The sequence below is a fragment of the Ruegeria sp. CG8 genome (assembly GCF_056537165.1).
In genome coordinates this window covers 198,882-212,638 of record NZ_JBQFRA010000004.1, presented here as the reverse complement: position 1 = coordinate 212,638, position 13,757 = coordinate 198,882, and the positions used below count along the sequence as shown (strand labels likewise).

At 62.4% G+C, this 13,757-nt stretch carries 14 protein-coding genes; 7 read left to right on the top strand and 7 right to left on the bottom strand.

The genetic code is table 11. The annotated features are described in order from the left end of the window. Positions 1-20 precede the first annotated feature (20 nt). Genes ACR0EF_RS14050 through ACR0EF_RS14025 form a run of 6 tightly spaced genes read left to right on the top strand, consistent with a single transcriptional unit; the run spans position 21 to position 5,424 of the window. Positions 21-470, top strand: a complete 450-nt coding sequence (locus ACR0EF_RS14050; protein WP_005977183.1) for a c-type cytochrome — start codon at positions 21-23, stop codon at positions 468-470. 15 nt (positions 471-485) lie between these two features. Next, on the top strand, positions 486-1,853 hold the full coding sequence (locus ACR0EF_RS14045) for a cbb3-type cytochrome c oxidase subunit I (protein WP_170371929.1): 1,368 nt from the start codon (positions 486-488) through the stop codon (positions 1,851-1,853). Between the two features lie 5 nt (positions 1,854-1,858). Next, positions 1,859-2,668, top strand: a complete 810-nt coding sequence (locus ACR0EF_RS14040; RefSeq protein WP_254433978.1) for a CbbQ/NirQ/NorQ/GpvN family protein — start codon at positions 1,859-1,861, stop codon at positions 2,666-2,668. Positions 2,669-2,676: 8 nt separating this feature from the next. After that, a complete protein-coding gene (locus ACR0EF_RS14035) occupies positions 2,677-4,599 on the top strand; it encodes a nitric oxide reductase activation protein NorD (RefSeq protein WP_170372718.1) in 1,923 nt (640 codons plus the stop codon). Further along, on the top strand, positions 4,596-5,144 hold the full coding sequence (locus ACR0EF_RS14030) for a cytochrome c oxidase subunit 3 (RefSeq protein ID WP_170371936.1): 549 nt from the start codon (positions 4,596-4,598) through the stop codon (positions 5,142-5,144). Before ACR0EF_RS14035 ends, ACR0EF_RS14030 begins: the two co-directional genes overlap by 4 nt. Positions 5,145-5,148: 4 nt before the next feature. Further along, positions 5,149-5,424 carry a cytochrome C oxidase subunit IV family protein gene (locus ACR0EF_RS14025; protein ID WP_170371938.1) on the top strand — a complete coding sequence of 92 codons (276 nt, stop codon included), beginning with the start codon at positions 5,149-5,151 and terminating at the stop codon, positions 5,422-5,424. Between the two features lie 58 nt (positions 5,425-5,482). On the opposite strand, the gene hemA is transcribed toward ACR0EF_RS14025, so the two are convergent. After that, positions 5,483-6,706 (bottom strand): 5-aminolevulinate synthase, encoded by a 1,224-nt coding sequence (hemA, locus tag ACR0EF_RS14020; RefSeq protein ID WP_170372720.1) that lies wholly within the window; start codon positions 6,704-6,706, stop codon positions 5,483-5,485. A gap of 179 nt (positions 6,707-6,885) precedes the next feature. Between hemA and ACR0EF_RS14015 the strand changes: the two genes are divergently transcribed. Continuing rightward, the gene (locus tag ACR0EF_RS14015; protein WP_093963736.1) at positions 6,886-7,587 is read left to right on the top strand and encodes a Crp/Fnr family transcriptional regulator; all 702 of its coding nucleotides are present in this window, start codon (positions 6,886-6,888) and stop codon (positions 7,585-7,587) included. A gap of 10 nt (positions 7,588-7,597) precedes the next feature. Here ACR0EF_RS14015 and ACR0EF_RS14010 read toward each other — a convergent pair whose 3' ends face one another. The 6 genes from ACR0EF_RS14010 to ACR0EF_RS13985 form a co-directional block, all read right to left on the bottom strand. Further along, positions 7,598-8,593 (bottom strand): ABC transporter ATP-binding protein, encoded by a 996-nt coding sequence (locus tag ACR0EF_RS14010; protein ID WP_170341172.1) that lies wholly within the window; start codon positions 8,591-8,593, stop codon positions 7,598-7,600. A 1-nt stretch (position 8,594) separates the two neighbouring features. Then, complete coding sequence (locus tag ACR0EF_RS14005; protein WP_170341174.1) at positions 8,595-9,623, bottom strand: Gfo/Idh/MocA family protein; 1,029 nt, start codon at positions 9,621-9,623, stop codon at positions 8,595-8,597. Continuing rightward, positions 9,620-10,459, bottom strand: coding sequence for a carbohydrate ABC transporter permease (locus ACR0EF_RS14000; protein ID WP_170341791.1), 840 nt, complete (start codon positions 10,457-10,459; stop codon positions 9,620-9,622). Before ACR0EF_RS14000 ends, ACR0EF_RS14005 begins: the two co-directional genes overlap by 4 nt. Positions 10,460-10,473: 14 nt before the next feature. Beyond that, the gene (locus tag ACR0EF_RS13995; protein ID WP_093963180.1) at positions 10,474-11,388 is read right to left on the bottom strand and encodes a carbohydrate ABC transporter permease; all 915 of its coding nucleotides are present in this window, start codon (positions 11,386-11,388) and stop codon (positions 10,474-10,476) included. Positions 11,389-11,456: 68 nt separating this feature from the next. After that, positions 11,457-12,707 (bottom strand): ABC transporter substrate-binding protein, encoded by a 1,251-nt coding sequence (locus ACR0EF_RS13990; protein WP_170372722.1) that lies wholly within the window; start codon positions 12,705-12,707, stop codon positions 11,457-11,459. A gap of 32 nt (positions 12,708-12,739) precedes the next feature. Continuing rightward, positions 12,740-13,633 carry an N-acetylmuramic acid 6-phosphate etherase gene (locus ACR0EF_RS13985; protein WP_254438867.1) on the bottom strand — a complete coding sequence of 298 codons (894 nt, stop codon included), beginning with the start codon at positions 13,631-13,633 and terminating at the stop codon, positions 12,740-12,742. Positions 13,634-13,757 lie beyond the last annotated feature (124 nt).

Sequence of the window (13,757 nt, the reverse complement as noted above, 5' to 3'; positions counted from 1 at the left end):
GCGGCGCAAAGGAGAGCGCAATGCGAGAAGTCATGACCAAGAGCATGGCCCGCAACATATTTTATGGCGGGTCACTGTTCTTCATCTTAATCTTTCTGGCCCTGTCGGCCCACTCACACCTGTACATCGTCAATTCGCCGAACTCGGCGAAGCTGGATGAGAGCGTGATCCGGGGCAAACACGTCTGGGAAAAACACGCCTGCATCAACTGTCACTCGATCATGGGTGAGGGTGCCTATTTCGCCCCCGAGGTCGCCAACGTGATGACCCGCTGGGGCGTTCTGGACGACCCGGAATCGGCCTTTGAATCCCTCAAGGGCTGGATGGAGGCGCAACCCACCGGCATTCCCGGTCGCCGGCAGATGCCAAGGTTCAACCTCAGCGACGAAGAGATCCGTGATCTGGCCAACTTCCTGATCTGGACGGACAACATCGACGCTCAGGACTGGCCCCCGAATGACGCGGGCTGAGAAGGGAACGGAGCAATGAAATACGAATCCCAAAAAGTGGCCTACGCCTATTTCGCATTCGCAATGGGCCTATTCGCGATCCAGGTGATCGGCGGTCTGCTGGCCGGCTGGATCTATGTATCCCCCAACTTTCTGAGCGAGCTTCTGCCGTTCAACATCGTGCGGATGCTGCACACCAACGCGCTGATCGTGTGGCTGATCACCGGCTTTTTCGGCGCGGCCTATTTCCTGATCCCCGAAGAGGCCGAGCGCGAGATCCACTCGACCAAGCTGGCCTATATCCAGTTGGCGATCCTGATCTTGGGTACGCTGGGTGTGGTGGTGACCTATGTCTTCAACCTGTTCGAAGGCAACTGGCTGCTGGGCAAAGAGGGGCGCGAGTTCCTTGAACAACCCAAATGGGTCAAGGCCGGCATCGTCGTGGCGGCGCTGATCTTCCTCTACAACGTGTCGTTGACCGTTTTGAAGGGCAAGAAGACCGCTATCACCAACATTCTGCTGCTGGGCCTGTGGGGGCTGGCGCTGCTGTTCCTGTTCGCCTTCTACAACCCGGGCAACCTGAGCCTCGACAAGCAGTACTGGTGGTACGTCGTTCACCTGTGGGTCGAAGGCGTGTGGGAGCTGATCATGGCCTCGATCCTGGCCTACCTGATGCTCAAGCTGACCGGAGTTGACCGCGAGGTGGTCGAGAAATGGCTGTATGTCATCGTCGCCGCCGCGTTGTTCTCGGGCATTTTGGGCACCGGCCACCACTACTACTGGATCGGTACGCCGGGTTACTGGCAGTGGATCGGGTCGATCTTCTCAAGCCTCGAGGTGATCCCGTTCTTTGCGATGATGGCCTTTGCGTTCGTCATGGTCTGGAAGGGCCGTCGGGACCACCCCAACAAGGCCGCGCTGCTGTGGTCGCTGGGCTGTGCCACGCTGGCCTTCTTCGGTGCCGGTGTCTGGGGCTTCCTGCACACGCTGCACGGGGTGAACTACTATACCCACGGCACGCAGATCACGGCGGCGCACGGGCACTTGGCCTTCTACGGCGCCTATGTCTGCCTCAACCTGGCGATCTTCACCTATGCCATGCCGATCCTGAAGAACCGCGATCCGTACAACCAGGTGCTGAACATGGCCTCGTTCTGGCTGATGACCGGCGGCATGGTCTTCATGACCTTCGTGCTGACCTTTGCCGGCACCGTCCAGACGCACATGCAGCGCGTGGTGGGTGACTACTACATGGATGTGCAGGATCAGGTTGCGATCTTCTACTGGATGCGCTTTGGCTCCGGACTGGTCGTGGTCATCGGTGCGCTGCTGTTCATCTACTCGATCTGGGTTCCGCGCAAAGAGGTCATCGAACCCGGCGTCGCGGAAACTCCTGCGGAGTGATGGATATGGACGGCTCCATGAAACTGGGAACGGGGGCGGCAGACGCCCCCTTCTACCTGCCCCAGGGCGACGAATGCGACGTGTTCGCCGCCGCATATACCAACAAGCTGCCGGTCCTGCTGAAGGGGCCGACTGGTTGCGGCAAGACCCGCTTCGTGGCCCATATGGCTGCCAGCCTGGGTCGGCCGCTCTATACCGTGGCCTGCCACGACGACCTGGCCGCCGCTGACCTGATCGGGCGCTACCTGCTGAAAGGCGGCGAGACCGTCTGGGTCGATGGCCCTCTGACCCGCGCGGTGCGCGAGGGCGCGATCTGCTACCTGGACGAGGTGGTCGAGGCGCGCAAGGACGTGACCGTGGTGCTGCACCCGCTGACCGACGACCGGCGCATCCTGCCGATCGACCGCACCGGCGAAGAGCTTGATGCCGCGCCCGGCTTCATGCTGGTGGCCTCGTACAACCCCGGCTATCAGAACATCCTGAAAACCCTCAAACCCTCGACCCGGCAGCGGTTCATCTCGCTGGAATTCGACTTTCCGTCGCCTCAGTTGGAGGCCGAGGTGGTCGCACAGGAAAGCGGACTGCCGCTGGTCCGCTGCAAGCCGCTGGTGCGGCTGGCGGGCAAGCTGCGCGGGCTCAAGGGTCAGGACCTCGAGGAAGGCGTGTCCACCCGCCTGGTCGTCTATGCCGCGACGCTGATCGCGCAGGGCATGTCCACCGACCGCGCCATCCTTGCCGCCATGATCGAACCTCTCACCGATGACGAGGATATCAAACGCGGGCTCCTCGATCTTGTCACCGCCGTCTTTGGGTGAGGCCGGCGATGGTCAGGATCGACTTTGAGCCATGGGAACCCGAAGAAACCATCGGGAAACTGTGGCACACCCTTGCCAGCCGCCTTGATGCACCAGAGGTGCACGAAGGAGCCGCGGTCGACCTGTCGCAGGTCGCGGGGCGGCTGGCCGTTCTTTTCCGGGGGCTTGGGGGCAGTCCGGGCGTCGAACTGCGCCCGGTGTCGCCCGAGCTCTCGCGCCACCGGCTGGGCTGGCGGCGCAAGCTGGCCACCGAGGCCGAGCTGATCCCGCGCGCCAGTTTCGACGGCGAGGTCCTGCGCCTGCCTGACCGGCTGGCGGTGTTTCCCGCACGCGAAGCCAATGGTGCGCTTTATGTCTGGCTGGCGGCGGTGGCCGCCCATGCCGGAACCCGCATCGACGAGGAAGACCCCCTGCGCGCCGATCTGCGCGCCCTGCAGGCGGCCCGCGCGATGGTCGCCGCAACGCTCGAGGACGCGTCGGGCCTGCGCCCGCTTTACACCGAGCTGTGCAAGGGCGTGCTGTATCAGCGCGACCTGCCCGGCCTGCCCCCGGCCGAGGCCGCCGTCGAGGGCCTGATCCGCCGGATTCTGGGCGACCCCGCCCCGCTGTCCGCCCGCGCCCAGGCATATGACGCCCTAAGCGACGATGTGGCCGCCCCGCGCGGGTACCAGCCGTTTCGCCCGGTGCCCCTGTGGCCCGAACTGCGCGCTGTCGCCTTTTCCGAACACACCGAGGTCGAAAGCCGCGATACCGACGGCCCACCCGAGGAATCGGGCGAAAAGACCCACCGCGCCCGCCGTCGCAAATCCGACCAGGCCGAGCGGCAGGACAGTCTGATCCTGCACAAGTTCGAAGCGATCCTCAGCTGGGCCGAATTCCTGAACCTCAACCGTCGTATCGACGATGACGATCCGGACAACGCGAAAAAGGCCGCCGATGATCAGGACGAGATCGGGCTGGGTCAGATATCGAAGGCGCCGCCGACGCGGCTGAAGCTGCATCTCGATCTCGCGCCCGAGGACGTGAACCGCGAGCGCCTTTCGGGGCGTGTGCTGTACCCGGAATGGGATGTGCGCACGGGGCAGTATCTGCCCGATCACGTCAACGTTCTGACCTCGGATGCCGAGATCCGCGAGGATGCCGCCGAGTTCGGCAAGGACCCGGCCACCGCCCGCCGCATCCGCGCCGTCAAACGCCAGTTCGAGGCGCTGCGCCCGGGCCGGGTGATGACCCGCGGCCATCTGGACGGCGACCAGCTGGACATCGAGGCCGCCGTGCGCAGCGCCGTGGACCGCCACGCCAATGGCGAGGGCAACGAGCGCATCTGGATGCAATCCCGGCCCGAGGCGCGCGACTTGGCGGTGTCGATCCTGCTGGACATAAGCCGCTCGACCGAAAGCGCGGTCGCGGGGCGTGCGGTGATCGACATCGAACGCGAGGCACTGGCGGCGCTGGCCTGGGGTCTGAACGCCTGCGGCGACGATTTTGCCATCCACGCCTTCAGTTCGCTGAAACGCCAGCGGGTCTATGTGCAGCGCTGCAAAATGTTCAATGAGCCCATGACCGCCACCGTCGAGCAGCGCATCGCGTCGCTGCGGCCGGGTCATTACACGCGGCTGGGGGCGGCGATTCGTCATGCCTCGGCCGATCTGTCAGCGCAGGCGCGCAAACGCCGGCTGCTGCTGGTGATCACCGATGGCAAGCCCAATGATCTCGACCACTACGAGGGCCGCCACGGCATCGAAGACACCTGCATGGCCGTGCGCGAGGCGCGACGGGCGGGGCAGTCGGTCTTTGGCGTCACCATCGACAAGACCGGCAAAAGCTGGTTCCCGCGCATGTTCGGGCAGGGCGGGTTTGCGGTGATCCCCGACCCCAACCGCCTGACCATGGCCCTGCCGCAGATCTATCGCCAACTGGTCGGCGCATGAGCGATACGTCCCTGATCGACGAGCTGCCCGGCGAATTGCTGATGTGGGTTCTGATCGTCTCGGAACTGCTGGTGTTCGGGGCTGGGCTGATCGCCTTCATGGGTGTCCGCCTGACCGACCCGACAGGCTTTGCCGAGGCGCAATCACATCTCTACCGCACCGGCGCCGCGCTCAACACCGGGGTTCTGGTCACCTCGGGTTTTCTGGCGGCGCGGGCCCTGCGCTGGCGACAGGCAGCGCGCCGCGGCGCCGCGCGGCTGTCCCTGATCGGCGCGGCCCTGCTGGGCGTGATTTTCCTGATCATCAAGGGCGCGGAATATGCCGGCAAGGCCGCGCAAGGCATCAGCTACGAGACCCACCCGTTTTTCCTGTTCTACTACCTTCTCACCGGGTTCCATGCCGCGCATGTGCTGGCCGGGGTCGCCATTCTGCTGCTGGTCGCCTGGCGCGACGATCCCCGCAACATCGAGGCTGGTGGTCAATTCTGGCACATGGTCGATCTGGTCTGGATCCTGCTGTTTCCGGTGATCTACCTGTTGGGGTGACGCGATGCCGAGGTTTTTCTTTGCCCGATACACCCGCGCGGATCGCCTGACCTGCGCCTGGGCCGGCCTGATCGCGCTCAGCCTGGCCTCGGCCCTGCTGACCCTCGTGCCCATTGAGCCCCGGCTGGTAGGGGGCGGCATCCTGCTGCTGGCCTTGTTCAAGGCCCGCATCATCCTGGCGCGGTATCTCGATCTTGAACGCAGCCCGGCCTGGCTGCGGGGCTTCACGCTGGTGCTGAGCGCCTTTGCGGCATTGATCTTCGCGCTCTACTTGGTCTGAGGCAAAAAGAACCGCCGCGCACAGGGGCACGGCGGCTTGCCAGTTCAGGGACAGAATTCTATTGCGCGGCCATCGGCATCCGGGCGATCTGGCACCGTTGCCACAAAGCCGAGAGCGCGCCGACCAGATGGTCGATATCGGCATCGGTGTGCACGGGTGAGGGCGTGATGCGCAGCCGCTCGGTTCCTTTGGGCACGGTGGGATAGTTGATCGGCTGGATGTAGATGCCGAACTCTTCCAGCAGCGTGTCCGAGATGAACTTGCACTTGACCGGGTCGCCCACCATCACCGGGATGATGTGGCTGGGGTTGGGCAGATGCGGGATGCCCTCGGTGTCGAGCCGGGCGCGCACCTGGGCCACGCGCGCCTTCTGCAGGTCGCGTTCCGCATTCGATTGTTTCAGATGCCGGATCGAGGCCGCCGCCCCGGCGGCGATCGCCGGGGGCAGGGCGGTGGTGAAGATGAAGCCGCTGGCAAAGCTGCGCACGAAGTCGCACAGCGCGGCCGACGCGGCGATATAGCCGCCCACCACGCCGAAGGCCTTGCCCAGCGTGCCCTCGATCACGGTCAGACGGTGCATCAGACCCTCGCGCTCGGCGATGCCGCCGCCGCGGGGACCATAGAGGCCGACGGCATGGACCTCGTCCAGATAGGTCATGGCGCCGAATTCATCGGCCAGGTCGCAGATTTCCTTGATCGGAGCGATGTCGCCGTCCATCGAATAGACCGATTCAAAGGCGATCATCTTGGGCGCCTCGGGGTCGGCGGCGGCCAGCTTGGCGCGCAGGTCGTCCAGATCGTTGTGCTTCCAGATCACCTTCTGCGCCCGCGAATGGCGGATGCCCTCGATCATCGAGGCATGGTTCAGCGCGTCCGAGAACACGATCAGGCCGGGGATCTTTGCCGCCAGCGTCCCCAGCGCCGCCCAGTTCGAGACGTAGCCGGAGGTGAACAGCAGCGCCGCCTCTTTCCCGTGCAGGTCGGCCAGTTCGTGTTCCAACAGGACGTGGTCATGGGTGGTGCCGGAAATGTTGCGGGTGCCGCCCGCACCGGCGCCGCAGCGGTCCAGCGCATCATGCATCGCCGCCAGAACCGACGGGTGCTGGCCCATGCCCAGATAGTCGTTCGAACACCAGATGCGCACGTCCCGTGCCGCCGCGCCATCGGTCTGGCGGGCATTGGGAAAGGCGCCGCATTTGCGCTGCAGGTCGATGAAGACACGATAGTTGCCCTCGGCCTTCAGGTCGCTGAGGCTCTGGCTGAAGAAATGCTCGTAATCCATGTCTCGATCTCCCCGGAAAACTGGCTGTTGGCGGGCAGACTATGGGTGCGCGCACGCCGGGAACATGACAATAGTCAAGCGACGCCAGGAAAAGGGTGGTGCGCGGCGCGCGGGTTTGGCATAGGCTGGCGCAGGGATGGATGGGCCGGGATTTCGGCCGGACGAAAGGGGATGCCTTCGTGGCGCATGAAGCACAAAAAGCCATTGCGCGGCAGTCGCTGCTGCTCAAAAGCCTGCCGGATCAGCATGTCGAAACCCTGCTGAGCCACGCGATCTGGCGCCAGTATGACCGTGGCGAGACGATCTTTGTGCAGGAAGAAAGCGCCCAGGCCGTGCATGTGGTGCTGGCCGGATGGGTCAAGCTGTTCCGCATGTCGCCCACCGGGGCCGAGGCCGTGGTCAGCGTTTTCACCCGCGGCGAAAGTTTCGGCGAGGCGGTGGCGCTGCGCAACGTGCCCTATCCGGTTTCGGCCGAGGCGGTCTCGGCCTGCGAGATCATGCACATTCCCAGCCCGGTGCTGATTTCCTTGATGAAGACCGATCCCGAGATCGGGATCTCGATCCTGGCTTCGACCTTCACACATTTGCATTCGCTGGTGTCGCAGCTGGAACAGCTTAAGGCCCAAACCGGGGCGCAGCGGGTGGCCGAGTTCCTGCTGAACCTGTGTGACTGCGACGAAGGCGCCTGCGAAGTCGAGCTGCCCTATGACAAGATGCTGATCGCCGGGCGTCTGGGCATGAAACCCGAAAGCCTGAGCCGTGCGTTTTCGCGGCTCAAGGCGGTTGGGGTGAAGATCAACCGCAACCATGCCGAAATCTCGGACATTCCGCAGCTGCGCGACTATGCCGACAGCGACCCGGCCGACAACTGGGGGCGCTAAACGCGCCCGGTCAAGCCCGCAACCCGTCCTCTCCGAACGTCAGTGCATTGGCCGGATCATAGTCGATGCCGACCTGCGTCCCCGGGGACACCTGATGCTGACCAAAGGCCCGAACGGTAAAAGGCTTTTCGGTACCGATATCGACCAACACGTTGGTATCTGCGCCAAGGTTTTCCACGTGAACGACTGTGCCTGAAAGCGGACCCGACTGCCCAAGGCGAGCGTATTCAGGGCGAATGCCGATGAGTTGCCGGCCAGATCCACCGACCCGATCGGCGGGCACGAAATTCATCGCGGGAGATCCGATGAACTCGGCCACGAACCGGTTGGCGGGGTTGTTGTACAGCTCCATCGGGCTGCCGATCTGTTCGACTCGGCCGTCCCGCAACACGACGATCTTGTCCGCCAAAGTCATCGCCTCGGTCTGGTCGTGGGTCACGTAGATCATGCTGGCGTCGATCTGGCGGTGCAGGTTTGCGATTTCGACCCGGGTGTTCAGGCGCAACGCGGCATCCAGGTTCGACAGCGGTTCATCGAACAGGAACAGTTTGGGGTTCCGCACGATCGCGCGGCCAATCGCGACGCGCTGGCGCTGACCGCCGGACAACTCGGCCGGGCGACGTTCAAGATAGGGATCCAGTGACAACATGCGGCTGGCTTCGGTGATGCGGCGCGCGATTTCGTCCTTGGGATGCCCGGCCTGCTTCAAGCCCAGTTCCATGTTCCCCCGAACAGTCAGATGCGGATACAGCGCATAGGACTGGAACACCATTGCAATGCCGCGCTTGGCGGGTGGGACCTCGTTGACGGTCTGGCCATCGATTTCGACCGTTCCCGAGGTCGCCTCTTCAAGCCCCGCGATCACGCGCAGCAGGGTGGACTTGCCGCATCCCGAGGGGCCTACAAAGACCACGAATTCGTTTTCCTCGACGGTCAGGTCGATGTTTTTCAGCACGTTCACCTGTCCGAAGGACTTGCACACATTGGTCAGTTTCAGGGCGGTCACGTCACGTCTCCTTCAGGTCGACCGGCTGGCCGGATCGAATGCTTTGGTCGGCGGCAAGGCAGATCCGCAGGGATTGCACCGCGTCATTCATGTGGCGGGTCAGGTCGATGTCCTGCGCGATGGTTTGCAGCATGTAGGCTTGTTCCGCGTCGCACAGTTCCTGGTGGCCGGGTTCGCCATCCATCTCGATCAGGGTGTCGCCGCTGGCTTTGTGCACAAGAATTCCCCCCACCTTCGTGTGGCCGTCAACATCGTCGGATGCGCCCTTGTTGCCTTCGGTAATGGAAGCCGCGCCATTGGGTGAAACGATGTCCTTCACGAAGAACGCCGTTTCGGACATCATCGGACCCCAACCGGCCTCATACCAACCAACCGAGCCATCTTCGAACACCACCTGGAACTGGCCGTAATTGTACATGTCGGGCGCGATCTCGTCCGACAATCGCAGGCCCATGCCGTTGACCCGAACGGGCCGGGAATCGGTAATCTGGCACATGACGTCGACGTAATGCACACCGCAGTCCACGATGGGTGAGGTGGTTTGCATCAGCGCCTTGTGCGTCTCCCATGTCGGGCCGTCGGACTGCTGGTTCAGGTTCAGGCGAAAGACATAGGGGCCGCCCAAGTCGCGCGCCTCGGATATCAGCCGCATCCACGACGGGTGATGCCGAAGAATGTACCCAACCACCAGCTTGCGGTTGGCTTCAGTGGCCTTCTCGACGACACGGCGTGCGTCCGCGACGGTGGTGGCCAAGGGTTTCTCGACGAACACATGCGCACCGGCGTCCATTGCGGCACAGGCATAATCGGCATGGCTGTCGGAATAGGTGGCAATCACGGCCAGATCAGGGTTGGTGTCCGCAAGCGCCGTATGGAAATCAGTGAAGACCGGATACCCCTGCAAATCCGGGTGATCCACTGTCCCGGATCGGTTCACCAGACCCACGATCTGGGCGTCGGGATGGTGATGATGCGCCAGCGCGTGGCTGAGACCCATGTTGCCCAAACCTGCGATCAGAACCCGGATCATTTGACCGCCCCCGAAGTGATCCCGCGGATCAGTTGCCGCGAGAAGATGACATACAGAACCATGACCGGCAGGATCGCCATGCTGAGCGCGGAAAGCACCGCGTTCCAGTCGGTGACGAACTGCCCGATGAAGACCTGGCTACCGAGGGTCAGGGTCTTGGTCTCTTCGGCCGGGGCCAGGATCAGCGGGAACCAAAGATCGTTCCAGATAGGTATCATGTTGAACACGGCCACGGTCGCCATCGCCGGACGTACCAGCGGCAGAACAAGGCGGAAGAAGATGGTATATTCGCTCAGCCCGTCGATGCGGCCTGCATTCTTGAGGTCGTCGCTGACTTGCCGCATGAATTCGGACAGGATGAATACGGCCAGCGGCAGGCCCTGTGCGGTGTAGACGAGGATCAGCGCCATCAGCGTGTTGACCAGACCGGTCGCCACCATCATGTCCAGGATCGCAACCGTGCCGATGCGGATTGGAATCATGATGCCCAACGCAAGGTACAGGCCCATCAGCGTGTTGCCCTTGAACCGGTATTCGCTGAGCGCGAAAGCCGCCATTGCACCGAACAGCAGGATCAGGAACAGCGACACGACGGTGACAATCATCGAATTCTGGAAATACAGGAAGAAGTCGCCCTGTTTCATCACCGTCTGGTATCCGATCATCGAGAACGAGTCGGCATCCGGCAGCGCCAACGGTTCACGGAAGATCGCCTTTCGCGATTTGAAGCTGTTGATCACGATCACGAAGACCGGAAACAGGGCGATCAGCGTATAGAGGATCAGCGCGCCATGCATGGCGGCGATGTTGAAGGGGTTTCTGCGGGCTTTGTTCATGCTCTTCGGGCCCCTCAGAACTGATACCGGCGGATGCGGGTCTGGATCAGGAACAGATAGATGCAGACCCCTGTCAGGATGATGGCGAACATGCCCGTTGCGATGGCCGATCCCATATGCGGGTCACCGAGTTGCAATTGGAACCCGAAGAAGGTCCGGTACATGAACGTGCCAAGGATGTCGGTCGAGAAGTCCGGCCCCGCCAGAGCGCCCTGGGATGCGTAGATCAGATCGAACGCATTGAAATTGCCGACAAATGTCAGGATCGAGATGATGCCGATAGAAGGCAGGATCAGCGGCAGCTTGATCTTCCAGAAGGCGGACATGCCGGTGATGCCTTCGACTTCGGCAGCCTCGAGGATCTCTTCGGGGATCGACAGCAGGGCGGCATAGATCAACATCATCGGAATGCCCACGAACTGCCAGACCGAAATCAGGGCCAGCGTGGTCAGCGCGTATTCTTCTTTGCCCAGCCAAGGCGCGAACAGAGATTTGAGTCCCACCGCGGCCAGCATATCGGGGGCGATGCCCCAGATCGGCGACAGGATCAGCTTCCAGGCGAAGCCAACGATCACGAAGGACAGGATCGTCGGGATGAAGATGGCCGATCGATAAAACGCAGCAAAGCGCAGGCGTGGGTGGCTGAGGATTGCCGCCAGTGCGATCCCGATCGGATTCTGCACCAGCATGTGAATGAAGAAGAACCAGAAATTGTTGCCCAGTGCGTTCCAGAACGCATCCGACCAAATCGGGTCGCCGAACAGGGTGCGGAAGTTGTCCAGGCCTACGAACACACGGGCCTGATCGACCTCAGTGTACAGTGCCAGCCGCAGCGTGTTGAACAGCGGAAAGACCATGACGGCCGAGTAGACCAGCACTGCGGGTGCCAGAAACACCACGATGTGCCATTTGATCCGGCGATTGCCCATGTTGTTCCTCGAAAGCTCAGGGTGGCTCTGGCCGCCTGGCCAGAGCCGTTTGTGTCACGATAGACGGGTTACTGGTGCGGGGCGTACCAGCTGGCCAACCCGTCCTGCAGGCGCTTGCCGGCGTCCTCTGGCGATTCCTCACCCTTGATCACCTGAGCCGATGCGTTCCAGGTCTCGTTCTCAAGGTTGGGCGTTCCACGCGACAGGATCTGATAGGTGGACCGGATGGTCGAGTTGCACTCGTTCCGCCAGCTGACGAATTCCTGTGCCAATGGGTCCTCCATCGCTACATCGAAGCTGGAGAGAGAGAAGAAGCCGGGCAGGGCGTTTGCATAGATCTGCGCGAATTCCTCGGAACCGACCCAGTTCAGGAAGGTGCGTGCTGCATCGGCGTTGGGCGACGCCGCGTTCAGACCAATGGCGATGTCGGTGTGATCCGAGATATAGCACTCGTCCCCGGCATTCTGGACCGGCGGCTTGAAGGCGCCCATTTCGAATTCGGCCAGGTTGTTGAAGCCGCTGATCTCCCAGCTGCCGGCCGGATAGATGGCGGCGCGGCCCAGCGTGAACAGGTTCTGGCTGTCGGGATAGGTCTGCGCTTCGAACCCGTCGCCCAGATAGGCGCCCCATTTGGCCAGCTGGCGGTAGGGGGCGACCCACGGCTCGTCCGTCAGTTTCTGAGAACCTTCGATCAAGGCGAGGCGACCTTCTTCGCCCTTCCAGTAGTTCGGCCCGATGTTGTTGTAACCCATGGTGGCCGCTTCCCATTGGTCATTGGTGCCCATGGCCATGGGGATATAGGTGCCGTCTTCCTTGATCTTGTCCAGAACGGCAAAGAACTCGGCTTCGGTTTCCGGAACCGACAGGCCCAGTTCGTCGAACGCGTCCTTGTTGTAGATGAACCCGTGGATCACCGAGGCCATTGGCACGCAGAAGGTGGCCGAGCCGTCATCGGTCTGCCACGCTGATTTGGCGACGTCCGAGAAATTCGCCATGCCTTCCAGATCAGAAAGATCGGCCAGCTTGCCCGCCTCGTACAGGCCAAGTGAGGTGTCGAAGGGGCGACAGGTAATCAGGTCTCCGGCCGAGCCGGCATCCAGTTTGGCATTCAGGGCGGCGTTGTATTCCGCCGGGGCCGATGGGGTGAACTTGATCTTGATGTCGGGATGCTTGGCCTCAAAGGCCGGGATGATCTTTTCCTGCCACAGGGCCAGGTCGTCGTTGCGCCAGCTTTCGATGGTCAGCGTGGTTTCGGCCATTGCCGCACCGGCCAGGGCCGATGACGCCAGCAGCACGGCGGTCAGTGTGGTTGTTCTCATGATGTATTCTCCCTTTTGGTCTTCTTCTTGGTTCAAATCTGGTCCAACGCAGGGCGCAGATGGCCGCCCGATGCCGTCAGCAGTTCACTGGCCTGCGCCGGTGTTGCGGCACCGGCGGCCAAAAGTACGGCAAGCTTCAGGTTGCCTTCGGCACGATCCAGGGCATCAGCGGCGTGCTGAGGTGTGGCGCCGGTTATGTTCCGGATGATTCCTTCTGCGCGCTGACGCAGCTTGGCATTGTCGGCCACCACGTTGACCATCATGCCGTCATGCACATGGCCCAACCTGACACCCATGAGGGTCGAGAGCATGTTGAGCGCCGCCTTTTGCGCGGTTGCGGCGCCCAGTCGGGTCGATCCGGCAATGACTTCGGGCGGGGTGTTCAGGCAAATTGCGCAATCGGCGTGCTCGAACAGCAAAGCGTCGGCGTTGTTGGCAATGCAGATGGTTTTGGCGCCGCGGGACCTTGCAATTCCGGCAAAGGCCAACGGGTAAGGCGTGGTGCCGCTGGCGGATATCGCGATCACCGTGTCCGTGGGGCGGAGGTCGGCGGCGGCGATTTCGGCCGTCCGAGTGTCATCTTCGGTGTGGCCCGGCATCTCTGCCCCGGTCGGTATGCCGCCGGCCATGCAGATGGCGATCGAATCTGGCGACAGGCCGAATGTTCCCGGTATTTCCGCCCCATCGGCCAAGCCCATCAGCCCGGACGACCCGGCGGCGGCATAATAGAGCCGCCCGCCGGCGCGGATGGTTTCTGCCATCAATGCCGCACCTTTCGAGATATCCGGAAGGCAAGCATCCAGCCCGTTCAGCGCGGCTTTCTGCGCATCCAGCAGCAGGCGCAGAACTTCGGTGTCCGGGCGCAGGTCCAGCCCCTCGGATTCGTCGCGCAGCATTTCGGTTTGCGGCAGCATTTGCGGCGTCATGTGATTCCCCTTTGGCACCAAAGATAATACCTATATAATACCTTTTGTCTACCATTCGTTTCAATTCACCAAATACCCGCCAAAAAGCGCAAAAAATAGCGAGTCTTGGCCACAAGAGGTCTTT

What these genes read in the sequence shown, in the direction of transcription:
- ACR0EF_RS14050 (WP_005977183.1), top strand. Translation starts at nt 21, where the DNA reads ATGCGAGAAGTCATGACCAAGAGCATGGCCCGCAACATATTTTATGGC.
- ACR0EF_RS14045 (WP_170371929.1), top strand. Translation starts at nt 486, where the DNA reads ATGAAATACGAATCCCAAAAAGTGGCCTACGCCTATTTCGCATTCGCA.
- ACR0EF_RS14040 (WP_254433978.1), top strand. Translation starts at nt 1,859, where the DNA reads ATGGACGGCTCCATGAAACTGGGAACGGGGGCGGCAGACGCCCCCTTC.
- ACR0EF_RS14035 (WP_170372718.1), top strand. Translation starts at nt 2,677, where the DNA reads ATGGTCAGGATCGACTTTGAGCCATGGGAACCCGAAGAAACCATCGGG.
- ACR0EF_RS14030 (WP_170371936.1), top strand. Translation starts at nt 4,596, where the DNA reads ATGAGCGATACGTCCCTGATCGACGAGCTGCCCGGCGAATTGCTGATG.
- ACR0EF_RS14025 (WP_170371938.1), top strand. Translation starts at nt 5,149, where the DNA reads ATGCCGAGGTTTTTCTTTGCCCGATACACCCGCGCGGATCGCCTGACC.
- hemA (WP_170372720.1), bottom strand. Translation starts at nt 6,706, where the DNA reads ATGGATTACGAGCATTTCTTCAGCCAGAGCCTCAGCGACCTGAAGGCC.
- ACR0EF_RS14005 (WP_170341174.1), bottom strand. Translation starts at nt 9,623, where the DNA reads ATGATCCGGGTTCTGATCGCAGGTTTGGGCAACATGGGTCTCAGCCAC.
- ACR0EF_RS14000 (WP_170341791.1), bottom strand. Translation starts at nt 10,459, where the DNA reads ATGAACAAAGCCCGCAGAAACCCCTTCAACATCGCCGCCATGCATGGC.
- ACR0EF_RS13995 (WP_093963180.1), bottom strand. Translation starts at nt 11,388, where the DNA reads ATGGGCAATCGCCGGATCAAATGGCACATCGTGGTGTTTCTGGCACCC.
- ACR0EF_RS13990 (WP_170372722.1), bottom strand. Translation starts at nt 12,707, where the DNA reads ATGAGAACAACCACACTGACCGCCGTGCTGCTGGCGTCATCGGCCCTG.
- ACR0EF_RS13985 (WP_254438867.1), bottom strand. Translation starts at nt 13,633, where the DNA reads ATGACGCCGCAAATGCTGCCGCAAACCGAAATGCTGCGCGACGAATCC.